This is a genomic window from Vibrio fluvialis (genome assembly GCF_900460245.1).
GTDB lineage: Bacteria > Pseudomonadota > Gammaproteobacteria > Enterobacterales > Vibrionaceae > Vibrio > Vibrio fluvialis.
Map to the genome: position 1 here is coordinate 2,901,010 of NZ_UHIP01000001.1, position 23,282 is coordinate 2,924,291.

General features: G+C 51.4%; 14 protein-coding genes and 5 tRNA genes. 8 read left to right on the top strand and 11 right to left on the bottom strand.

The features are described from left to right. The first annotated feature begins 121 nt into the window (after positions 1-121). From DYA43_RS13655 to DYA43_RS13670, 4 genes are all read left to right on the top strand, one after another. Complete coding sequence (locus DYA43_RS13655) at positions 122-544, top strand: MarR family winged helix-turn-helix transcriptional regulator (protein WP_061057029.1); 423 nt, start codon at positions 122-124, stop codon at positions 542-544. A 16-nt stretch (positions 545-560) separates the two neighbouring features. After that, positions 561-2,465 carry an FUSC family protein gene (locus DYA43_RS13660; protein WP_061057030.1) on the top strand — a complete coding sequence of 635 codons (1,905 nt, stop codon included), beginning with the start codon at positions 561-563 and terminating at the stop codon, positions 2,463-2,465. A 422-nt stretch (positions 2,466-2,887) separates the two neighbouring features. Beyond that, positions 2,888-4,039 (top strand): efflux RND transporter periplasmic adaptor subunit, encoded by a 1,152-nt coding sequence (locus DYA43_RS13665; RefSeq protein WP_061057031.1) that lies wholly within the window; start codon positions 2,888-2,890, stop codon positions 4,037-4,039. A gap of 3 nt (positions 4,040-4,042) precedes the next feature. Then, on the top strand, positions 4,043-7,171 hold the full coding sequence (locus tag DYA43_RS13670; RefSeq protein ID WP_061057032.1) for an efflux RND transporter permease subunit: 3,129 nt from the start codon (positions 4,043-4,045) through the stop codon (positions 7,169-7,171). 66 nt (positions 7,172-7,237) lie between these two features. Here DYA43_RS13670 and DYA43_RS13675 read toward each other — a convergent pair whose 3' ends face one another. The 10 genes from DYA43_RS13675 to DYA43_RS13720 form a co-directional block, all read right to left on the bottom strand. Continuing rightward, the gene (locus DYA43_RS13675; protein ID WP_061057033.1) at positions 7,238-8,200 is read right to left on the bottom strand and encodes a hypothetical protein; all 963 of its coding nucleotides are present in this window, start codon (positions 8,198-8,200) and stop codon (positions 7,238-7,240) included. 125 nt (positions 8,201-8,325) lie between these two features. Then, complete coding sequence (locus DYA43_RS13680; protein ID WP_020332740.1) at positions 8,326-9,264, bottom strand: ABC transporter permease; 939 nt, start codon at positions 9,262-9,264, stop codon at positions 8,326-8,328. Between the two features lie 2 nt (positions 9,265-9,266). Further along, on the bottom strand, positions 9,267-10,244 hold the full coding sequence (locus tag DYA43_RS13685; protein WP_004728362.1) for an ABC transporter permease: 978 nt from the start codon (positions 10,242-10,244) through the stop codon (positions 9,267-9,269). A 176-nt stretch (positions 10,245-10,420) separates the two neighbouring features. Next, positions 10,421-11,977 carry an ABC transporter substrate-binding protein gene (locus DYA43_RS13690; RefSeq protein ID WP_020332739.1) on the bottom strand — a complete coding sequence of 519 codons (1,557 nt, stop codon included), beginning with the start codon at positions 11,975-11,977 and terminating at the stop codon, positions 10,421-10,423. A gap of 96 nt (positions 11,978-12,073) precedes the next feature. Continuing rightward, the gene (locus tag DYA43_RS13695) at positions 12,074-13,789 is read right to left on the bottom strand and encodes a dipeptide ABC transporter ATP-binding protein (protein WP_020433571.1); all 1,716 of its coding nucleotides are present in this window, start codon (positions 13,787-13,789) and stop codon (positions 12,074-12,076) included. A gap of 1,146 nt (positions 13,790-14,935) precedes the next feature. Next, positions 14,936-15,012, bottom strand: a tRNA-Pro gene (locus DYA43_RS13700). 23 nt (positions 15,013-15,035) lie between these two features. Beyond that, positions 15,036-15,111: transfer RNA gene (locus DYA43_RS13705), tRNA-His, on the bottom strand. A gap of 65 nt (positions 15,112-15,176) precedes the next feature. Next, a tRNA-Pro gene (locus DYA43_RS13710) sits at positions 15,177-15,253 on the bottom strand. Positions 15,254-15,258: 5 nt separating this feature from the next. Next, positions 15,259-15,334 (bottom strand) — tRNA-His (locus tag DYA43_RS13715). 34 nt (positions 15,335-15,368) lie between these two features. After that, a tRNA-Arg gene (locus DYA43_RS13720) sits at positions 15,369-15,445 on the bottom strand. Positions 15,446-15,737: 292 nt separating this feature from the next. On the opposite strand from DYA43_RS13720, the gene DYA43_RS13725 reads away from it, so the two are divergent. Further along, positions 15,738-16,145: a c-type cytochrome gene (locus DYA43_RS13725; RefSeq protein WP_032081990.1), complete on the top strand. Its 408-nt coding sequence runs from the start codon at positions 15,738-15,740 to the stop codon at positions 16,143-16,145. 52 nt (positions 16,146-16,197) lie between these two features. Here the strand turns inward: DYA43_RS13725 and rep are convergent, their stop codons facing one another. Beyond that, positions 16,198-18,213, bottom strand: coding sequence for a DNA helicase Rep (rep, locus tag DYA43_RS13730; protein WP_024374233.1), 2,016 nt, complete (start codon positions 18,211-18,213; stop codon positions 16,198-16,200). A 168-nt stretch (positions 18,214-18,381) separates the two neighbouring features. On the opposite strand from rep, the gene DYA43_RS13735 reads away from it, so the two are divergent. The 3 genes from DYA43_RS13735 to DYA43_RS13745 are packed head-to-tail and all read left to right on the top strand — an operon-like array spanning position 18,382 to position 23,219. Beyond that, a complete protein-coding gene (locus DYA43_RS13735) occupies positions 18,382-18,960 on the top strand; it encodes a TetR/AcrR family transcriptional regulator (protein ID WP_061057034.1) in 579 nt (192 codons plus the stop codon). A gap of 18 nt (positions 18,961-18,978) precedes the next feature. Beyond that, positions 18,979-20,085: an efflux RND transporter periplasmic adaptor subunit gene (locus DYA43_RS13740; RefSeq protein WP_024374231.1), complete on the top strand. Its 1,107-nt coding sequence runs from the start codon at positions 18,979-18,981 to the stop codon at positions 20,083-20,085. 11 nt (positions 20,086-20,096) lie between these two features. Then, the gene (locus DYA43_RS13745; protein ID WP_020433565.1) at positions 20,097-23,219 is read left to right on the top strand and encodes a multidrug efflux RND transporter permease subunit; all 3,123 of its coding nucleotides are present in this window, start codon (positions 20,097-20,099) and stop codon (positions 23,217-23,219) included. Positions 23,220-23,282 lie beyond the last annotated feature (63 nt).

Here is a 23,282-nt window from a genome sequence, read left to right on the forward strand (position 1 = left end):
CCCTGCACTTGCTACGGGGCTTTTTTATGCCTGCGGTTCGGCGTTCTGGTTAAATCGCGCGTTGATTCTGCTCGACTCTCCCCATATAGTTTGAATTCAAACTATATTAATCAGAACTATTATGTCCCGACAAAAATTTGGAATTCAGTTTTCTATTGCCGCCCGTCTGTGGCGCCGTCATCTCGATCAACGCCTTGCGCAGGCAGGCATCAAAGACATCAGTTGGGCACCATTGCTGCACCTGGATGAGTTTGGTGATGGTATCAGCCAAAAAGATTTAGCGGCATCAGTCGGCATGGAAGGCTCAACCCTAGTACGCTTATTAGATACGCTGGAGCAGAAAGGTCAGATTGAACGTCAGGCGGATAGTCATGATCGCCGGGCAAAACGCATTTATCTGACTGACGCCGGGCGCGAACAAGTAGGCGCGCTGCGTGCAGAGCTGCTGCAGATAGAAACGGAGATGTTGGCGGATGTGTCCGATGAGCAGATTGGCGTGATGCTGGAAGTACTCAACGGACTGATCACCAAATTCAAGCATTGATTGCTGAGGGCAAATCATGAAAGCTCAACTTGCAAATCTGGGACTCGATTCCGGACGTCTTGCCTTTGCACTGCGCACTGCGCTGGCGTCGTGTCTGGCACTTTTTATCGGCTGGAAGCTTGGTCTGGAGCATCCGCAATGGGCAGCGATGTCTGTATGGGCGGCGTCGCAACCGGGCCGCGGTATGCTGTTGGAAAAAAGCCTGTTCCGTTTTGTCGGTACCGTGATTGGCACCCTGGCCGGGGTTGCGCTGGTGTACCTGGCGGGTGACAACATTCTGCTGCTGGCTCTCGGCTTATCGTTGTGGGTCGGATTGTGCGCCGGTGCGGGCAATGTAATTCATGGTTTGTTCAGTTACGCGACGCTGTTGTCTGGCTACTCGGCCTCGCTGGTGGCGCTGCTCGGTACCGCCAATCAGACCAACATGCTTGAGCTCGGCATGGACCGCCTGCTCACGGTACTGACGGGCGTTATCATCGCTCTGCTGGTCGGCCTGATGTTTGCCCGTAAAAGTGATGAAGATGCATTGGTGTGGCGGGTGCGAACCCTGACTATCTCCGTTCTGCAAGCGCTATTGCAGCACGCGCGTCAGCAGCCGTTCTCGCAACCACTGGAGCACCTGATGCTCGAAGCCGCGCAGATCGAAGAAGCGCTGGAACCGCACAGTGCCGGTTCGCTGCGCTCAAGACGTTCGGTGCAGTCGCTGCGTTCGGTGGTGTTTTCTCTGATCTCGATCCTGACCTGGCTGACTCATCAACGCACCCGGATTGACGGCGAGGAATTCGTGACTCAAATCCAGCACGCGATCAACGTGCATGAGCTGCAATCCCCGCTCGAACAGGTCGTGGCACATTTAAAACTGGCGAATGAGGCGTGTGATGATCTGACGCTGTCGCAAGCCCTGACCGAACTGGGCCAAGCGTTAAGCGGACGTCACACATTTCGTGAACGCGGTAAACTCGACAACTATTCGGTCAGCGGTAATGTGGTGCTGCACCGCGATTGGGTCGGCGCCAGTCAGGCGATGTACCGCACCACCAGCTTAATGGTCATGCTCGGCCTTGGCTGGGCGTTATCAGGCTCGCCGGTTGGCGCATACGTATTGCTGGGAGCATCGGTGATGGTGACGCTGTTTTCCACTTTTGAAAATCCAGCGCTGATTATGACCCACATTTTCTGGTGGCAGCTGGTCGGCGCGGCCGCCAACCTGATTTGTCAGTTGTGGCTGTGGCCGCTGGCCGCCAACGAGTGGCAGATGCTGCTGATGATGGTTCCGTTTATTCTGCTGGGCGTGGTGCCATTTGCTCACCGTCGCCTCAGCTCCGGTTCGATGGATTATTTCATGATCTTTCTGCTGCTTTCTCATCCGCAGCAACCTTACAGCGCGGACAGCACCCATGCCATCGTGATGGCTCTGGCAGTGGTGGCAGGTCCGATGCTGGCGCTACTGGCGTTCAAACTGATTTTCCCGACCAATCTGGTACGCCGGCAGCAGCTGCTCATGGAAGCGATGTGGCATGCTCTGCCGAGCCTGATTCAACACGGCACGCCGTTTAATTTCTGGCAGGCGCGCATGAAACACCGGGTTCTAAAGCTGATCGCGATGACACGCAAAAACGGCCTCAACTGGGCAGAACACAGTGAGACCGGGTTGACTCTGGTGCTGCTCGGCCAGTGCCTGCATCATTGGCAACAAATCGCCAGCCATAGCACCAGTGAATACCACCAACAACGCCATCAGGTGTGGTTAAAGCGGCTGCAACATGCATTGAATCAGTCGCCGCAGGCCACCATTGAACTGCTGCACCGTTATGCGCGCCAGGAGCAAGAGCGCACTCCGCAACCCAGCCTGATGGCTGAACGCGCTGCGCTGCGCCTGAGTGAGTACCTACCCCGATGGCAACGGCTCAAACGTCGCTGAGCGCTTCTCTCCCAAGCGGTTCTTGCCTACAAAGAGCCGCTTTCCTCCTTTTAGAGCACCCTTTTCTAAGAATGAGAAAAATGCCAGAGAACAAAAAATGCACATGCATCAAAGTGCATTCAGTGCGACAATCATTCGCTCAAAATGGTCGCAAAGTAGACACCCAAAATTAATTGTCCGTTTGTATAGTAAAATTTACTTGTCCATTTGTGCAATAAATGACAGAGTTCTGTCAGCAGCCAATTCATTACGATTCTTAACCCGTTGTTAACTGTGGTTACATTATCTTGTCGAGAGGCATTGCGATTTTTTAGCATTCTCACAAAGACATTTAAGCCTGTGAATCTGAGTGGTGGGTTGTACGTATACCAGAATGGATCACTGAGTTTAATGCGTTCGAAGTGGTAAAGGAGAGAGAGATTATGGGCGACGGTAAAGCCTTTTCTAAACAATGGCTAACCGCAATTGTTGCCGCAGTTGCGCTTGCTGGATGTCAGCCAGAAGCCACACCACAAGCCGCCAGTAACGGCGCACCGCCGCCAGTTGCGGTGGATGTGGTCAAAATCAACACCCAACCCGTTGAAGTCACCAGCACACTGCCGGGCCGTACCAGTGCATACCGCATTGCCGAAGTACGTCCGCAAGTGAGCGGTATTGTCACCAACCGCCTGTTTGTTGAAGGCAGCATGGTGAACAAGGGCGATGTTCTGTTTGAACTCGATCCTTCAACCTACAAAGCGGCGCTGGCCAGTGCCAAAGCCAACTTAGCCAAATCAGAAGCAACTCTGGCTCAGGCTGAATTCCAGGCGAAGCGTTACCGTGAACTGGTGGCGAAGAAGTCTGTCAGCCAACAGGATTACGAAGATGCACAGGCGAGCTACAAAGAGGCGCTAGCGTCGGTAGAAGCATCAAAAGCGAACGTGAACTCTGCGCAAATCAACTTAGGTTACACCAAAATTGCCGCGCCGATTTCAGGTCGCATTGGCCGCACACTGATCACCGAGGGTGCGCTGGTTACCGCTAACCAAACTGATGCGCTGGCCACCATTCAGCAATTGGATCCGCTGTATGTTGACCTGTCTCAGCCAAGTAATGAACTGCTGAAGCTGCGCCAGTCAGCGGGTAAAGGCAGCCAGGAGCTGAGCGGTATTGAGTTGTTCCTGGATGACGGTACGCCGATTGAACAGCGTGCGACGCTGCAATTTGCCGAAGTGTCCGTGAACGAGAAAACCGGTACGGTGAACGTGCGCGCAACCATTCCAAACCCGGATCAGTTCCTGTTACCTGGTCTTTATGTGCGTGCCTCGGTGCCGACTGAGCACCGCGATGACGGTATTCTGATCCCTCAATCTGCAGTCAGCCGCGACGCGCGTGGTCAGGCTTCGGTCCTGATCGTCAACGATCAGAACCAGGTTGAGAGCCGCAACATTGTTGCAAATCGCACGATTGGCAATCAATGGCTGGTGGACTCAGGTCTGAACGCGGGTGAACAAGTGATTGTAAAAGGTCTGCAGAAAGTTCGTGCGGGCAGCAATGTCACTCCTAACGTCCTGGAAGCTTCTAAGGAACAATAAGACATGGCTCGATTTTTCATAGATCGCCCCATCTTTGCGTGGGTGATCGCCATTATCATCATGCTGGCGGGCGTGTTGTCGATCATGACACTGCCTGTCTCGCAATACCCGGATATCGCGCCGCCTTCGGTGTCGATTTCGGGTTCATACCCAGGTGCCTCTGCGGAAACGGTGGAAAACAGCGTAACCCAGACCATCGAGCAGAACATGAACGGTATCGACAACCTGCTTTACATGTCGGCAACCAGTGACTCTGCGGGTAACTTCAGCATCATGCTGACCTTTGAATCAGGCACCGATCCGGACATCGCGCAGGTACAGGTACAGAACAAACTGTCTCTGGCTGAAGCGACGCTACCGACCGAAGTGACTCAACAAGGGATTACTGTTGCGAAATCCTCGACCTCATTCCTGATGGTGGTCGGCTTTATTTCCAGCGACGGCAGCATGGACAACACCGAAATCGCGGACTTCATGGTATCGCAGGTCAAAGACCCGCTCAGCCGAGTTCAGGGTGTCGGTGAAGTGCAGGTGTTTGGTGCTCAGCACGCAATGCGTATCTGGCTGGATCCGAACAAACTGAACAACTATCAGTTAACACCGGCGCAGGTTAAATCAGCCATCAGCGCGCAGAACACTCAGGTTTCTGTGGGTCAGTTGGGGGCAACACCGTCTCTGCAAGGTCAGCAGCTTAACGCCACGATTACCGCGCAAAGCCGCTTCACCACCGTGAAAGAATTTGAAAACATTCTGCTCAAAGTGGACACCGACGGCGCGCAGATTCGCCTGAAAGATGTCGCTCGCGTTGAACTGGGTGCGGAAGACTATCAAGCAGTGGCGCTGTACAACGGTAAATACGCATCGGGTATCGCGGTTAAACTGGCGACGGGTGCCAACGCTCTGGAAACCGCAACGGCGGTGAAAGCGCGTCTGGCAGAACTGCAGCCAATGTTCCCGGCGAACATTGAAGTGGTTTACCCATACGACACCACCCCATTCGTCAAAATCTCGATTGAAGAAGTGGTACATACGCTGTTTGAAGCGATCGTACTGGTCTTCCTGGTGATGTACCTGTTCCTGCAAAACTTCCGTGCGACCCTGATTCCAACCATCGCAGTCCCTGTGGTTCTGTTGGGTACATTCGGGGTTATGGCGGCGTTTGGCTTCTCGATCAACACCCTGACGATGTTTGGTCTGGTGCTCGCCATCGGCCTGCTGGTTGACGACGCCATCGTTGTGGTGGAAAACGTTGAGCGGGTGATGAGCGAAGATGGCCTGTCGCCACGTGAAGCCACCCGTAAGTCGATGAGTCAGATCACCGGCGCGCTGGTTGGTATCGCAATGGTACTGAGTGCGGTATTCATTCCGATGGCGTTCTTCGGTGGTGCGGCGGGGGCGATTTATCGTCAGTTCTCACTCACCATCGTCTCGTCCATGGTGCTGTCGGTACTAGTGGCCATGATTCTGACGCCAGCGCTGTGTGCAACTCTGCTTAAGCCAATCAAGAAAGGCGAAGATCACCACGTTCATCGTGGTCCGCTGGCTTGGTTTAACAAATGGTTTGATCGCAGTACGCAAGGCTATCAGAACACGGTAAACCGCGGCGTCAATCAGCGTATTCGTTACATGCTGGTGTATGCGGCGATCGTCGGTGTTCTGGCGACCTTGTGGACGCGTCTGCCAACCTCATTCGTGCCAGAAGAAGATCAGGGTATTTTCCTGTCTATCGTTCAGTTGCCGGTCGGTTCGACGCAAGAGCAGACTCTGCAAGTGATGGATAAAGTGCGTAAGCACTTCCTCGAAGATGAAAAAGACGCGGTGGAATCGGTCTTTACCGTCGCGGGCTTCAGCTTCGCGGGTCAAGGTCAGAACATGGGTATGGCGTTCGTTCGCCTCAAAGACTGGAGCGAACGGACCAATCCGGCGCTGTCGGTCAGCGCCGTCGTCGGCCGCTCTTACCCTGCGTTTGCACCGATCAAAGAAGCGCAAATCTTCTCGTTCAACGTCCCTGCGATTCAAGGCCTGGGTAGTGCGAGTGGTTTCGATGCGTATCTGACCGACAACGGTAACCTTGGCCACGAGCAGCTGATTGCCGCGCGTAACCAGTTACTGGGTATGGCAGCCAGCAACCCGAACCTGACATCCGTGCGTCCGAACGGTATGGAAGATACGCCGCAATTCCGCATCAACATCGACTACGAAAAAGCGATGGCGATGGGTGTGTCGGTATCTGACATCAACTCTACCCTATCAACGGCACTGGGTTCGAGCTACGTCAACGACTTCATCGACAACGGTCGTGTGAAGAAAGTGTACGTGCAGGCCGATGCGCCTTACCGCATGAATCCGGATGACCTGAAGCTGTGGCATGTGGCGAACTCGGATGGCGATATGGTGCCGTTTGATGCGTTTGCAACCACCGAGTGGACATTTGGCTCACCACGTCTGGAACGTTTCAATGGGGTGTCGGCGGTCAACATTCAGGGTTCTGCGGCGCCAGGTAAGAGTACCGGTGAAGCGATGCAAGCGATTCGCGATATCGTTGCTCAGCTGCCACAAGGTATTGGCCTGGAGTGGACTGGCGCGTCCTATCAGGAAATTGAATCAGGTTCTCAGGCTCCGCTGTTGTATGCGCTGTCGATTCTGATCGTCTTCCTCAGCCTGGCGGCTCTGTACGAAAGCTGGAGTGTACCGTTCTCTATCATCCTGGTGGTTCCGCTGGGTGTATTCGGGGCGATTGCCGCGGCTACTGTTAAAGCGCTGTCGAACGACATCTACTTCCAGGTGGGTCTGTTGACGACCATTGGTTTGTCGGCGAAGAACGCCATCCTGATCGTCGAGTTCGCCAAAGGCCTGTATGACGAAGGGATGGATTTGGTCAAAGCGACCGTAGAAGCATGTCGTATGCGTCTGCGTCCGATCATGATGACCTCCTTCGCGTTTATCCTTGGCGTACTGCCACTGGCACTGAGCACGGGTGCTGGTGCTGCGAGCCGTAACGCGATTGGTTGGGGTGTGGTCGGTGGTATGTTGGCCGCCACGATTCTGGCGATTTTCTTCGTACCGGTGTTCTTTGTGATGGTGATGAAACTGTTCCGCACCAAACCACATAAGATTCCAAAAGACGCCTAACCTGAACGCTCAGTACAAAAAAGCCCAGTGATTTCACTGGGCTTTTTTTATTTGACTGTTTTGCGGTTATTTAACGCACAACACATTCAGCAGCGACGTCCCTTTGAGGTTGGTGATCTTGCCGCTGGTAAACAATCCTTTTTTATTGAATCCCCAGTAAGGCAGATAGACCGGCCACTGTTCTTTTTCCATCACTTTGGAGCTGAGCAGCTGTTTCCACTCCTCTTCCGTCGCCAGGCGCATGCTTTGGCTGCGGCACAATTTCTCCGCATCGTCATAGCTGAGGCGGTTCCACGCCAGATTGTGCTCCATGTAAAACTGCACGTTATCCGCCATGGTGTAAGGCACCACATAGGTGAGACCATTCAATGCGGTCTGATGACGGATCACCACATCACCGCCTGAACTCGCGGCTTTCGGTGGCGTCTGTAGCGTTTTGCCAGTAGGTGCAGGTGCCGCAGGTTTGGTAACAGGCGCGGCAACGGGTGCCTCTTTAACTGGTGTCGCTTTGACAACCTTTTCTGTTTTAGGCGCTGGTTTAGGGGCAGGCTTTTTCACTGGCGCAGCCACTCCGGCTACCTCGCTGCCGTTTTTACGCACCTCACGAATAAACGCTTCTTTGTAGCCCGGCACGCTACGCACACCAGCCAGGTCTTTCTTTGCTTGTGCGTAATCGGTGTACGGCCCAATCAGGCAACGCTGGCCTTTCTGTTCCGGCTTCATCCAGACGTCCGTTGAGATTTTCTGATACAGCACTTTGGCTTTATCGACCGGCAGTGGCTCCTTCAGCAAGCCACACTGAATCCAGAAATTCGAGTCTCTCTTTTTCGGGGCCGAGTTTCCCCACAAACCTTGCCCAATAGGGCAGGCTTTATCCAGCACAGGCAATTGATTACTCGACGCTTGTGTGGCATCGCATAGAAAGTCCTTGGCGTGCACCGGTAGTGAGAATAGCGGAACGGCACAGCAGGACAGACTTAATAGAACTCGATGGCTGATTTTAGGCATCACGACCACTCTCATATCCATAGTTATCCTATTCTTAGTGACAATGGTTACTGCTCAATGTTCAGCGATAGATGCAAAAAAAGAGCCGTAATCACTTACGACTCTTAGTTTAGGTAGGTTATGTGAACAAAATCAATCGACTCTGATCACCCTTTATAGATTTTCGGGTTAAATACATCACGCAACCAGTCGCCTAGCAGGTTAATCACCAGCACCAGCGTCACCAGTACGATACCCGGGAAGATGGTGATCCACCATGAACCGGAGAAGATGTAGTTAAAACCGATACTGATCAGCGATCCCAGTGACGGTTGGTCAACCGGCAAACCCAGACCAAGGAAAGAAAGTGCCGCTTCCGACATGATGGCATTTGCCACCTGTACGGTTGAAATCACCAGAATTGGCGACAGACAGTTTGGCAGAATGTGACGGAACATGATGCGAGGCGATTTAAAGCCCATCACACGCGCCGCTTCAACATACTCTTTCTTCTTCTCAGCCAGTACCGATGCACGAATGGTACGCGCGTACTGCGGCCATTCCGCCACACCGATGATCACCACCAGCATAATCACCGCGTATTCGCTGTAAAATTCGCTACCAAAGCTGGCTTTAAAGATGGCAGAAACGATGATCGCGACCATCATGGTCGAGAACGACAGTTGTACATCGGCAAAACGCATCAGGAAACTGTCGATACGGCCACCGAAGTAACCCGAAGACAGACCAATCACAATGCCGAGGAACAGTTGCAGCGCCACAGCCAAGAAGCCGATGGTCAACGACAAACGCGAGCCGTAAAGAATCGTCGACAGAATATCGCGGCCCTGGTTGTCGGTACCCAGCAGGAAGCGGGCATCGCCGTCAGCCATCCATGATGGTGGCAATTCAGAGTCCATGATGTCGATGGATGACAAATCATACGGGTTGGTCGGCGCCACCAGCGGCGACACCAGAGACAATACCAGCACCACCATAAACACGGTAAAGCTGAACATCGCCACTTTATCGCGCAGGAAGTAGTACAGAAAATCGGATTGTTTGAAACGCTCCCAACGTGAAGGAGCAGCAGCTACTTGACTCATGATTATGCTCCTTTACCAGTCAGGTTAACGGTTGGGTTGATCAGACCATACAACAGGTCAACGATAGTGTTGGTGACCACGAAGATCAGGCCGACGAAAATAACGTAAGCGGTGATCAGTGGCGTATCAACACGGTTGATCGCCTCAAGGAACAAGAAGCCCGTACCCGGCCATTGGAATACCGTCTCGGTCAGAATGGTGTACGCCACCATGGTACCGATTTGCACCCCGCCGACGGTCAACACTGGCAGCATGGTATTTTTCAGCGCGTGCTGGTAGTAAATCTTGTTCATTGGCAGACCTTTTGCAGTCGCGAACTTGATGTACTCCGAGCTCAACACTTCGAGCATTTCCGCTCGAACCAGACGGATAAACAGCGGCAGCATGATCGACGCCAGTGACACACACGGTAAAATCAGGTGCGCCAGACCATCAAGTGTAAAGTAGCCCGAATCCCAGCCCAGCCAGTTGGCGGTTTCACCCCGGCCGTAGGACGGTAGCCAGTTGAGTTCAATCGAGAACACATACATCAGCATAATGGCCGTCAGGAACACCGGGATCGAGATACCGATACTACTGCCCGCCATAATGAGTTTGGTAAAGAAGCTTTTCGGATGTATTGCCGAATACACCCCAAGCGGAATCGAACAGATAACAATGATTAACGAAGCACCGAACACCAGTTCCAGCGTCGCTACCAGTTTATCGAGGATCACTTCAACCGCAGGACGCTTGAAGAAGTAGGATGTGCCCAAATCACCGTGCACAGCAGCGGTAACAAAACGAGCGTATTTAGTAACGAAAGGATCGTTGAGGCCCAGCTCGTCACGCAGCGCTTGACGCTCTGCTTCCGAAACCGATTGACCGACAAGCTCACGCAGCGGATCGCCCAGGTTATCCTGAATGGCAAACGCCACCAAACTGATCACAAACATCACTATCAGTGCCTGAAACAGGCGCTTGACCAGAAACGAAAACATTCCTTGCCCCTTAACTTTCCATGACGAATTCACCGCGGGTCAACGCACCGCCAGTGAACTAACTTCAGTCTCAAAAATGGCACCTAACCCGACTGAAACAAAGTTAAGTACCAAAGCTTTAAACAGGCCTCCAGAACCGAAGCTCTGGAGGCCCTATTCACGAACGAAGAACGTGATTACTGTTTAACCACCAGGTCACCGAAGTATGGGAATTCCATCGGGTTGACGATTGGTTTGATATCCAGAGTTGATTTCGCGCCCCAAGCTAGGTTCTGCCAGTGTAGAGGAACGAACGCTGCGTCGTTGTACAGCGTCGCTTCAACTTTCTGCAGCATCTGTGCACGTTTCGCCGGATCGGTTTCTACGTTTGACGCTTCAACCAGCTTGTCGACTTCTGGGTTTGAGTAGTGACCACAGTTGTACTGACCTTTACCTGTCTCTTCGTTACGAGTCATAGTCAGGAATTCAGAGAAGTTCGCTGAATCTTCTGTGTCTGAGTGCCAGCCGATCATCAGCATGTCTGCCGCACATTTGTCGAACTCAGGCCAGTATTGCGCTTTAGGCATGGTTTTCAGGTCAACTTTGATGCCGATCTTAGACAGCATCGCAGAAGCAGCCTGTGCCACTTTCGCATCGTTCACGTAACGGTTGTTCGGTGCGATCATCGTCAGAGTGAAGCCTTTCTCGTAGCCCGCTTCCTTCATCAGCTCTTTCGCTTTCTTCAGATCGTAGCGAGGAACCAGCTCAGGGTTGTAACCTGCATAGCCTTTAGGGCTTTGCTGACCAGCTGCTGTCGCGAAACCTTTCATGATTTTGTCAACGATACCTTCGTTGTTGATCGCGTAAACGATCGCCTGACGAACGCGTACGTCTTTCAGCGCTTCGTTGCTAGACTGGTTCATTTGGAACGTGATGATACGAGTACCTGGCAGAGTCACCAGATCAACACCTTTCGCTTCTTCCACACGTTTGTGGTCGTTAGGAGCAACCGGTGCAATCATGTCTACATCGCCAGACAGCAGCGCAGCAACGCGAGTCGCGTCTTCTTTGATTGGTACCAGAGTCAGGTGATCCACGTTACCTTTTGAATCTTTGTCCCAGTAATCTTTGAAACGTTCGAATTCAACTTTCACGCCTTGTTCACGCTGAGTCACGATGAACGGACCAGTACCTGAAATGTGCGTTGATGCGAACGAGTTACCGTGTTTAACGATTTCGCTCTTGTCTTTACCGTCTTCAGTCTTGCCCGTGTAGAACTTGCTGTCCATTGGGAAGATGTAAGTAGCGGTTTGCAGAACCAGTGGGTATGCACCTTTTGAAACCAGATCAACGGTGTTGTCATCAACTTTCACCATTTTCTCGTACGGTTCAAAGATCGCTTTGAAATCTGGAGAGTTCTGAAGACGTTGGAATGTCCATACCACGTCGTCAGCAGTCATTGTGTTACCTGAATGGAATTTCACACCTTCACGCAGGTGGAAACGAACGGTTTTGTCATCCAGACGTTCCCAGCTTTTTGCCAGGCGTGGTTCAAAATCCAGGTCTTGCGTGTAACGAACAAGTGGATCAAACACCATGTGAGACAGTTGCAGCGTGCCGCCTGACAGCTGCTCATGCGGGTCGAGAGACACTGGGTCTGCGTCGTAAGCCACTGTGATGTCTGCAGCACTTGCCGCAAAGCTCAAGCCAGCTGCCATTAAAGCCACTACTAGTTTGCTTTTCATGGTTTTCATTGCATAACTCCTTATGCGGGAATCCGAATCCCTAGTTGTTGTATTTGCTTCTGTTTATCAATCCCCATCCCGAAGGATGGGTAATCCAGTACGGCTTTAAGCCGTTTTTACATCTTCTCTCAAGCCTGTAAATTCAGGCATCAAGGAAATCAGTTGTTTGCTGTATTCATGCGACGGTGAATTAAAGAGCTGTTCGGTCGGCGCCACTTCCAGCAGCGTCCCCATCTTCATCACACCCACGCGATCACACATCTGGCGAATCACTGGTAAATCGTGACTAATAAACAGCATGGTCAGATTCAGCTCATCCTGAAGATCTTTGAGCAGGTTCAGGATTTGAGCCTGAACCGATACATCCAGCGCCGACGTCGGTTCATCACAGATCAACAGACGTGGACGGGTTGCCAGTGCACGCGCAATCGAAATACGCTGGCGCTGACCACCGGAAAATTCGTGCGGGTACTTCACACCCGATTTGCGTCCCAGACCAACGTGGTCAAGCAGGTCGCTCACGATTTGACGCGTTTCCGCTTCACTGTTGGTCAGTTTGTGGAAACGAATCGGCTCCGCGATGATGTCAAAAATCTTCATACGCGGGTTCATTGAGGTGTAAGGGTTCTGGAACACCATCTGCATCTGACGACGCATCGGACGGCGTTCTTTCTCTGATTTCAGTGCCGTGAGGTCAATACCTTCAAACGTCACGCGACCATCATTCGGCTCATACAAGCCTGCGATCACACGGGCAATGGTCGATTTACCTGAACCAGATTCGCCCACCAGACCGAAAGTTTCCCCTTCAAACACGTCAAAACTGACATTGTTTGATGCCTGTACGTATTCACGGCGGCTTTCAAACAGCGAGTCTTTGGTCACAAAACGCAGGTTCACGTTTTCCACTTTCAGCAGTGGTCCCGTGTATTTGCGCTGATCCTGACTCTGTCCCAACCAGTGATTCTTGATATCCAGCGTTTTATGCTCAGCAACATCTTCGATGTAGGTGACCAGAGGGAATCGATCCAGTTTGACATCCGAGCGTGGTACGGCCGAAATCAGACTGCGGGTGTAAGGATGATCCGGGTCACCCAGCACTTTCGCCGTCGGGCCAAACTCTACCAAGTCACCACGGTACATTACCGCAACACGGTCAGTGACATTCGACACCACACCCATGTCGTGCGTAACCAGCATACAGCCTACGTTGTTCTTGATACACAACTCGCGGATCAGGTTGAGAATCTGGTCCTGAATGGACACGTCCAGTGCCGTTGTCGGTTCATCGGCAATGATCAGATCCGGCTCGCCCGCCAGTGCAATCGCAATCACCACGCGCTGACGCATACCGCCCGAGAATTGGTGCGGGTATTGTTTAAGACGGTTTTCCGGTTGAGGAATTCCCACCTGTTTCATCAGAGACAGCGCACGTTGATACGCCTCGTCATCACTCACCTTCATGTTGGCATGAATGGTCTCTTTGAGCTGCTGCTCAACGGTAAACAGTGGGTTTAGGGAAGTCATTGGATCTTGGAAGATAAAGCCAATTTTAGACCCACGTACAGCACGCATCTTCTCAGCGGACAAGCCGGAGATTTTCTGACCATCAAGAAAAACCTCACCACCCGCGATGGTGCCCGGTGGGCTCAACAAGTCGATGATCGCATTGCCGACGGTCGATTTACCCGCCCCGGACTCGCCTACTACGCCAACGATCTCGCCACGCTCAATGTTGAACGACAGCGATTTTACCGCAGCGTGTACGCCATGACGTGATGGGTATTCAATACGAAGGTTTTTAACTTCTAAAAGTGACATCTAAACCAGACCTCTACTGCTTCGGCAGTTTTCTGCCCTGTCTGCGACTCGGTGCCCACAGCACAAAATGGCGTGGGGGCAACGAGTACAAGTGAATCCATTCTTGCCAGTACATTATTCTGGCAATTTACAAGGTCATCAATTTGGCAAATATTTCACAGAAAAGCAACATTGAGAGGATAAAAAATCGATAACACGCAAAAAGAAAGCAGCATTATCGAATTTTTATGCATTTAAATTACATATATAAATTGTTGAACCATTTTTCTGGCACGTAAATTCACACCGATTCATATAGATTTAAACTCTATTTTCTGGTTAAAAACAAAAATTTTGTAAACCAGCATCCGCGCATATTTCTGCACAATCGTCCGACACACCATATTTAACATTAAAGAAACAAGCACCGAGTGAAAACCATTACTTAAGCCAAACAACACTGCATTAAAAACAAAACCCAGTGTTTGAATCTAGTTATAAAAACATAAACAGTATGATTATCGGTCGCTTAATCTCATTAAAAAGCAGGGAAATCACCGCCAGAAAGAAAATTTCACCGCCACTTCGCACAAAATATCCAATTTGAGCTTAGATGCGTTTTTTGAACGCAAAACGCATAAAAACAGAAAGTGTTAAATAAGCCACATAATCAGCAACTTTTAATGACTAGACAAAAACTAACCACTGAAGGGCTGAGTTTATAAAGCAGAATTACTCTTATCCGCCGGATTCCGAGCAACCATTAATGATACAAACCATCACGATGAGGAAAACCTTTTCACTGCATGACATATAGTGAGTGAACGCTATCGCGACCCAGTCCAAGCTGGCGATCCGCGGCAAGCACCGGGAGCGCGCACGAAGCGAAATAAAACGTGATATGCGAATCCGTGAAGAAGAAGAAGAAGAAGACGGCAGACATTCCAAAACGTGTCCAAAATGCGATGAAACCGAGCCCAGAATCCAAACCACAAGTGCAAAAAACGTTATGTCTAACGAAGACTTAAATGGTAGCTAGTGAAGAGGCATTCGATCGGACTGGCGCTCCAGCCCACGACCTGAGTGTGATGAAAGCTAACTCAGCTTCCAAACCCCCAAACCATCAATGCAAAAAAGCCCCGTCATTTCTGACGAGGCTTTGAATGGTGGTCGGTGAAGAGGGATTCGAACCCCCGACCCTCTGGTCCCAAACCAGATGCGCTACCAAACTGCGCTATTCACCGAGCTTTTATTCTTTAGAAAAGAATGGGGTGGCTAACGGGATTCGAACCCGCGACAACCGGAATCACAATCCGGGACTCTACCAACTGAGCTATAGCCACCATCAATTTGTGTAACCGGCTGTTTGCCGAACTAGTCACGCTATCAAAGCCTAACTATTAAATAGTGGTCGGTGAAGAGGGATTCGAACCCCCGACCCTCTGGTCCCAAACCAGATGCGCTACCAAACTGCGCTATTCACCGACGAATGGGGTGGCTAACGGGATTCGAACCCGCGACAACCGGAATCACAATCCGGGACTCTACCAACTGAGCTATAGCCACCACTATAAATTTTACCGATAATTCCTCCGGGAAATGGCGCGCCCGAAAGGATTCGAACCTTCGACCTTTGGCTCCGGAGGCCAACGCTCTATCCAGCTGAGCTACGGGCGCATGCCCTATCGGCGGAGTGGAATAATACGTATATCCCCCTAGGCCGTCTAGTACTTTTTCAACTTTTTTTATCGTTTGACGTCTTTTTCGTCAGTTACTTGCCAATAACCCCACACAAAGGATGTGACTAAGCCCCTGAAGATCGCAACTTGTTGTTTATTGCAACAAGTTATCGGGATATAATCACCCAATATTTACATTGATTTAACAGCCTTGATCGCTATTTAAATCGCCCTACGCTAAATAATAATTGGGTAAGCAGCACTTACCTTTGGAATGTAAAGTGAGTTTAATGGATATGTCTCGATCAGTCTTAAGCGTATTGTTCGCTGCACTAACCTTTTCTACTGCAGCTTTTGCCACCAGCCAAGCCGATTACGACGCTATTGCCGAGCGCATCAAACCGGTTGGTGATGTGTATCTGGCCGGTAGCGAGCCGGTTGTGGCTGAACCAACCGGACCACGTGATGGCGCTAAAGTTTACGGCACATTTTGTATCGCCTGTCACGCATCTGGAGTAAACGGCGCGCCGAAAGCGGGTAATGCAGCCGATTGGGGCCCTCGTATCGCCCAAGGTAAAGATGTTCTGAAAAACCATGCTCTGAATGGCTTTAACGCGATGCCACCAAAAGGCACCTGTATGGACTGTTCAGACGATGAAATCGTTGCAGCCATTGAGCATATGATTGAAGGCTTGTAAGCAAACCGGACTCAAAAAAGGCTTGGGAATCCCAGGCCTTTTTTATTGGGCGCTATTTCTTGAACATCGCCCGAATATTGGCAATGTGAGCCTGACCTTTGGCCATACGCTCTTCCTGTGAAAGCGGCTTTTTCTTTATTTCCCACTCCACATCATCATACGGCAGCTCGTCCAAAAAGCGGCTTTGTGTCGGCTTGAGTAACTCACCAAACTGGCGACGCTCCTTACACATAATAAAAGTCAGTTCTCGCTGGGCGCGAGTAATGCCTACGTACATCAGACGACGCTCTTCCTCAACGTTGTCTTCATCAATGCTGGTTTGATGGGGCAAGATGCCCTCTTCCGCCCCAATCAGGTACACGTAAGGAAACTCCAGACCTTTGGATGCATGCAGCGTCATCAGTTGTACCGCATCACTGTCATCGTCTTCTTCGCCACGTTCCATCATGTCGCGCAATGTCAGGCGCTGCACCACCTCTTTGAGGGTTTTCTCTTCCTGGTCATAGTTGTCGCCTTCCAAATCCGACACGATCCACGAATACAGGTCAGAGACGTTTTTCATCCGCATCTCTGCCGCTTTAGCACTGGACGAGGTTTCATACAACCAGTCTTCGTAATTGATGTCGCGCACCAGAGAGCGTACCGCGTCCACGGTATTACCCCGTTCGGCATTATCAGCAATGGCGACCAGCCACTGAGTAAAGCGGCGCAAATTCTCCAAACCGCGGCCGGAAAGGTGCTGCTCCAAGCCCAACTCAAAACTGCACTCAAACAAGCTTTTACCACGCATGTTGGCGTAACTGCCGAGCTTTTCCAGTGTCGCCGGACCGATTTCCCGACGCGGCGTATTGACGATACGCAGAAACGCATTGTCGTCATCCGGATTCACCAGCACCCGCAGGTAAGCCATGATGTCTTTGATTTCGGCGCGCGCAAAAAACGATGTTCCGCCAGAGAGCTTGTAAGGCACCCGGTTCTGCATCAAGGATTTCTCAATCAGACGTGACTGGTGGTTACCACGGTACAAAATGGCGTAGTCGCGATACTCAGTACGATTCAGGAACTTGTGCGCGATGATCTCAGCAGTGACTTTTTCCGCCTCATGATCTTCATTATTGGCCAGGATCACTTTGAGTTTTTCGCCATCCGGGATCTCGGAAAACAGCGACTTATCGTACACGTGCGGGTTGTTGGCAATCAGAATGTTCGCGGCACGCAGAATGCGACTGGTTGAACGGTAGTTCTGCTCCAGCTTGATTAAGCGTAAATTCGGAAAATCCTGACCGAGCAACACCAAGTTCTGCGGTTTCGCGCCACGCCAGGAGTAAATCGACTGGTCATCATCGCCCACCACCGTCAGACGGCCACGCTCACCCACCAACAGTTTCACCAGTTCATACTGGCTGGAGTTGGTATCCTGGTATTCATCCACCAGCAAATAGCGAATGCGATTGCGCCAACGCTGACGCACCTCTTCATTGGCGCGCAGCAGGAGTACGGGCATCAAAATCAAATCGTCAAAATCCAGCGCATTATAAGCCTGCATCTGTTTTTGATACATTTCATAGCAGAACGCGAATAGTTGCTGCTGTTCACCCAGTGCCTGAGCTTTGGCCTGATCGGGCGACAGCATGTCGTTCTTCCAATTCGAGATGGTGCTCGTCAGTTGGCGCAGCAAATCTTTGTCGCCATCAAGCTGCTTTTCCGTCAGCTCTTTAAGCAGCGCCAACTGGTCTTGATCGTCAAACAACGAGAAGCCGGCTTTCAAGCCCAGCTGTTTGTATTCACGGCGAATGATGTTCAACCCCAGCGTGTGAAACGTTGACACCATCAGACCACGGGATTCGGCTTTACCCAATGTCTGCCCCACCCGCTCTTTCATTTCACGGGCCGCTTTATTGGTAAATGTTACCGCGGCAATATTGCGCGCTTTGTAGCCGCATTGCTGAACCAAATAGGCAATTTTATTGGTGATCACCCGGGTTTTACCCGAGCCAGCACCCGCCAGTACCAGGCACGGGCCGGATACGTATTTCACGGCTTCATCTTGTCTTGGATTCAGCTTCATATTGCTCTCTGGTCTGCGTATTCAAGGCGCTAATGATAATGCCCGTTGGCGCCGCTTTCCACCCAAAGAAAAAATCATTATTTACATTTTTACTGCACAAGTGTGTTGCAAAAATGCCTGCGTTATAAGCTATAATGTGTGAACGTTCATTCACCGCGGAGTTTTTCTGTGCCCGATCAACAAGCTGACAAACGTCTGGCGATCATTGAATCAGCGGAAACCTTGATTGCAGAACTGGGGTTTCACGGTTTATCGATGCACAAACTGGCCGAGAAAGCCGGGGTCGCAGCGGGAACGTTGTATCGCTACTTTGATGATAAGGAACATCTGCTCCTGGAAGTGCGTTTACATGTCAGCCGCCGTATTGCGGAGGCTGTGCAGGCGAATGTCAGTGATGACATGCCGCTGAAACAGCGCTTTCGTACCATGTGGCTGAACATCTGGAGCTTGGCTAGTTCCGACGGCGATCTGATTTGCAACCGACTTCAATATGAATCACTACCCACAACAACGGGTTGCAATACCAGGGGACTTGAGAGGAAAATGTTTACCAAAGTCGATTTGCTGTTTGACCAAGGTAAAAATCAAGGCTTATTCAAACCACTGGATAATCAAATTCTGGCGGCGTTAAGTTTTGAAACGACTGTCGTTCTGGCACAAAAACATGTGTCGGGGCTGTATCAACTGGACAATGACCAACTGCAAGCCGTCATTGAAGCCAGCTGGGACGCAATCATTCAACACTAATTTGGGGTTCTCACGAGAATGAAAAAGTGGACATTCTTCATGATACTTATCGTGATTCTGCTGTTTGGCAGCGTGATAGGTTTCAATCTGTTTAAGCAAAAGAAAATTGCTGAATACATGGCTAATCGTCCGGAAGCGGAATTTCCCGTGACGGTAACCGAAGTGAAGCCCGTGGACTGGGTTCCGGTCATTGAAGCGATCGGCTTTATCGAGCCTAATCAAGGCGTCACCCTGACGACTGAAACCAGCGGCGTGATCGATAAAATTGCTTTCGAATCAGGCGCGCAAGTTCAGCAGGATCAGCCGCTGGTGCTGCTGGATTCAGAAGTGGAAAAAGCCAACCTGAAAAGCTCACAAGCTCGTTTGCCGGCCGCCAAAGCCAAATATGAGCGTTATAAAGGTTTGTATACTAAAGGCTCAATTTCTAAAGAATCTTTCGATGAAGCCGAAGCAAACTACTACTCACTGTCTGCAGACATTGAGAGCCTGAAAGCCTCGATTGCGCGTCGTGAAATCAAAGCACCATTTGCGGGCGTAGTGGGTATTCGTAATGTGTATCTGGGTCAGTACCTGCAACCGGGCACCGACATTGTGCGCCTGGAAGATACCAGCGTCATGCGTTTGCGTTTTACCGTGCCACAAACAGATATCTCGCGCATTTCCATCGGTCAGGAAGTCGACATCGCCGTGGATGCTTACCCGCAAACCACATTCCGCGGTTCGATCACCGCGATTGAGCCAGCAGTCAGCGTGCAAAGTGGTCTGATTCAGGTTCAAGCCGACATTCCGAACAGCGACGGTAAACTGCGCAGCGGTATGTTCGCGCGTGCCAACATCATTCTGCCGAAACTGGACAACCAGGTCACTCTGCCACAAACCGCCATCACCTTTACTCTCTACGGTAACAATGTATTTATTGTCACTGAAGAAGAGGGTGTACAACGCGTGCAACAGCACGTGGTGAAAGTCGGTGAACGCACTGAGGATATCGCCCACATTCTTGAAGGTGTAAAACCGGGTGATATGGTCGTGACCTCTGGTCAGGTTCGTTTAAGTAATGGCGCGAAAGTTCGCATTGTGGAAAGTGATGCCACTACGCCACCTGCTGAAACCCCAATGCTGTAAGCGGAGGACGTATGCGCTTTACTGATGTTTTTATTAAACGTCCGGTACTCGCGGTTTCGATCAGCTTTTTGATCGCCCTGCTTGGTTTGCAGGCCGTGTTCAAAATGCAGGTCAGTGAATATCCGGAAATGACCAATACGGTGATCACCGTCAGCACCAGCTACTACGGTGCGAGTGCCGACCTGATTCAAGGCTTTATTACCCAGCCGTTGGAACAGGCGGTTGCTCAGGCGGACAATATCGACTACATGACATCGCAGTCGGTTTTGGGTACTTCGAAGATCACGGTCAACATGAAACTCAACACCGATCCGAATGCGGCGTTGTCGGATGTATTGGCCAAAACCAACTCGGTGCGCTCTCAGCTTCCAAAAGAAGCGGAAGACCCGACGGTGACGATGTCGACCGGTTCCACAACGGCGGTACTCTACATCGGTTTTACCAGTCATGAACTGGACTCAAGCCAGATCACCGATTACCTGCAACGCGTGATCAACCCTCAGTTGTACTCGATTAACGGTATTTCCAGCATCGACCTGTACGGTGGGATGAAATACGCCCTACGCGTGTGGCTGGATCCGGCCAAGATGGCGGCTTTCAACCTGACGGCCACCGATGTCATGGGCGTACTGAGCGCGAACAACTACCAGTCGGCCACCGGTCAGGCGGTAGGCGAATTCGTGCTGTTTAACGGCAGCGCGGATACTCAGGTATCGAACGTCGATGAACTGAAAAATCTGGTGGTGAAAAACGAAAATGGCAGTGTCACTCGCCTGAGCGACATCGCCAACGTAACTCTGGCCAAGAGCCACGATACCTACCGCGCGAGTGCGAACGGTCAGGAAGCGGTGGTTGCAGCGATTAACGCCGCACCAAGTGCTAACCCGATCAATATCGCGAAAGATGTGCTCGACATTTTGCCGGAACTAAAACGCAACATGCCAAGCAACATTTCGATGAACGTGATGTATGACTCGACGGTGGCAATCAACGAATCGATTCACGAGGTCATCAAAACCATCGTCGAAGCGGCCGTGATCGTACTGGTGGTGATCACGCTGTTCCTTGGTTCGTTCCGCGCCGTTATCATTCCTATCGTCACCATTCCGCTGTCGCTGATTGGTGTCGCGATGGTGATGCAGGCAATGGGTTTCTCCTGGAACCTGATGACGCTGCTGGCAATGGTACTCGCCATCGGTCTGGTGGTGGATGATGCGATCGTGGTACTGGAAAACGTTGACCGCCATATTAAAGAGGGCGAATCACCGTTCCGTGCCGCCATCATTGGTACGCGTGAAATCGCCGTTCCGGTTATCGCGATGACGCTGACGCTGGGTGCGGTATACGCGCCAATCGCGCTGATGGGCGGTATTACCGGCTCGCTGTTTAAAGAGTTTGCCCTCACGCTGGCAGGTTCGGTGTTTGTGTCCGGTATCATCGCCCTGACTCTGTCGCCAATGATGTGTTCAAAAATGCTCAAAGCGAATGAAAAACCCAATCGCTTTGAACAGAAAGTACACCATGTACTGGATAAGATGACCAACCGTTACGAGAAAATGCTTGGCGCGGTCATGCAACATCGTCCGGTGGTGATTGCGTTTGCAATCATCGTATTTGGCAGCCTGCCGGTACTGTTCAAGTTCATCCCAAGTGAACTGGCACCGTCGGAAGATAAAGGCGTGGTCATGCTGCTCGGTACCGGTCCTTCTAACGCGAACCTGGATTACCTGTCTAACACCATGGCGGACGTGAACAAGATTCTGTCCGATCAGCCAGAAGTGCAATTTGCGCAGGTCTTTACCGGGGTGCCGGATTCCAACCAGGCATTTGGTATCGCTTCGATGGTCCCTTGGAGCCAGCGTGAAGCAAGCCAGGCAGAAGTGACCACACGCGTGGGTAACTTGGTGAAAGACATTCCGGGTATGGCCGTAACCGCATTCCAGATGCCTGAATTGCCAGGTGCGGGTTCGGGTCTGCCAATCCAGTTTGTCATTACCACTCCGAATGCGTTTGAGAGCCTGTTTACCATTGCGACCGACGTGCTGACCGAAGTGCAGAGTAGCCCACTGTTCGTGTATTCGAACCTGGACCTGAACTACGATTCCGCAACGATGAAAATCAACATCGATAAAGACAAAGCGGGTGCGTATGGCGTCACCATGCAGGATATCGGTGTCACGTTGGGAACTATGATGGCGGACGGTTACGTCAACCGTATCGACCTGAACGGTCGTTCGTACGAAGTGATCCCTCAGGTCGAGCGTAAATGGCGTCTGAACCCGGAATCGATGAACAACTACTATGTTCGCGGCGCCGATGGTAAAGCCGTCCCTCTGGGCAGCCTGATCAGCATTGACGTGATTGCAGAGCCACGCGCACTGCCACACTTCAACCAGCTGAACTCGGCGACAGTGGGTGCCGTGCCTTCACCGGGTACAGCCATGGGTGATGCTATCAACTGGTTTGAAAACATCGCTGAGACCAAACTGCCGAAAGGCTACAACCACGACTACATGGGCGAAGCTCGTCAGTACGTGACCGAAGGCAGCGCGCTGTACGCGACGTTTGGTCTGGCACTGGCGATCATCTTCCTGGTTCTGGCGATTCAGTTTGAATCTCTTAAAGACCCAATCGTGATCATGGTGTCGGTACCACTCGCCATCTGTGGCGCGTTGATCGCGCTGGCTTGGGGCATGGCGACGATGAACATCTACTCACAAGTCGGTTTGATTACTCTGGTCGGCCTGATCACTAAACACGGTATTCTGATCTGCGAAGTGGCCAAAGAAGAGCAGTTACACAATAAGCTCAGCCGCATTGATGCCGTAATGGCCGCTGCGAAAGTGCGTTTGCGTCCGATTCTGATGACCACAGCCGCGATGATTGCTGGTCTGATCCCGTTGATGTACGCTACTGGTGCAGGTGCGGCGCAGCGCTTCAGTATTGGTATCGTTATCGTCGCTGGTCTGGCGATAGGTACTATCTTTACGTTGTTCGTACTGCCCGTGATTTACAGCTATCTGGCTGAAAAACACAAGCCACTGCCGGTGTTTGTCGAAGACAAAGACCTGGAGAAGCTGGCCCGTGTCGATGAAGCCAAAGCAGCGCACCGCCAATTAGCTGAGAATAAGTAAACCAATAAAGAGTTTCTGACTCACAAAAGGTCACTTCGGTGGCCTTTTTTATTGTCGCAATTA

Bases quoted from the DNA above. Each gene is read 5' to 3' on its own strand.
- DYA43_RS13745 (WP_020433565.1), top strand. From the start codon at position 20,097: ATGCGCTTTACTGATGTTTTTATTAAACGTCCGGTACTCGCGGTTTCG.
- DYA43_RS13680 (WP_020332740.1), bottom strand. From the start codon at position 9,264: ATGAGTCAAGTAGCTGCTGCTCCTTCACGTTGGGAGCGTTTCAAACAA.
- DYA43_RS13685 (WP_004728362.1), bottom strand. From the start codon at position 10,244: ATGTTTTCGTTTCTGGTCAAGCGCCTGTTTCAGGCACTGATAGTGATG.
- rep (WP_024374233.1), bottom strand. From the start codon at position 18,213: ATGAAGCTGAATCCAAGACAAGATGAAGCCGTGAAATACGTATCCGGC.
- DYA43_RS13675 (WP_061057033.1), bottom strand. From the start codon at position 8,200: ATGGATATGAGAGTGGTCGTGATGCCTAAAATCAGCCATCGAGTTCTA.
- DYA43_RS13740 (WP_024374231.1), top strand. From the start codon at position 18,979: ATGAAAAAGTGGACATTCTTCATGATACTTATCGTGATTCTGCTGTTT.
- DYA43_RS13695 (WP_020433571.1), bottom strand. From the start codon at position 13,789: ATGTCACTTTTAGAAGTTAAAAACCTTCGTATTGAATACCCATCACGT.
- DYA43_RS13670 (WP_061057032.1), top strand. From the start codon at position 4,043: ATGGCTCGATTTTTCATAGATCGCCCCATCTTTGCGTGGGTGATCGCC.
- DYA43_RS13660 (WP_061057030.1), top strand. From the start codon at position 561: ATGAAAGCTCAACTTGCAAATCTGGGACTCGATTCCGGACGTCTTGCC.
- DYA43_RS13655 (WP_061057029.1), top strand. From the start codon at position 122: ATGTCCCGACAAAAATTTGGAATTCAGTTTTCTATTGCCGCCCGTCTG.
- DYA43_RS13690 (WP_020332739.1), bottom strand. From the start codon at position 11,977: ATGAAAACCATGAAAAGCAAACTAGTAGTGGCTTTAATGGCAGCTGGC.
- DYA43_RS13725 (WP_032081990.1), top strand. From the start codon at position 15,738: ATGGATATGTCTCGATCAGTCTTAAGCGTATTGTTCGCTGCACTAACC.
- DYA43_RS13665 (WP_061057031.1), top strand. From the start codon at position 2,888: ATGGGCGACGGTAAAGCCTTTTCTAAACAATGGCTAACCGCAATTGTT.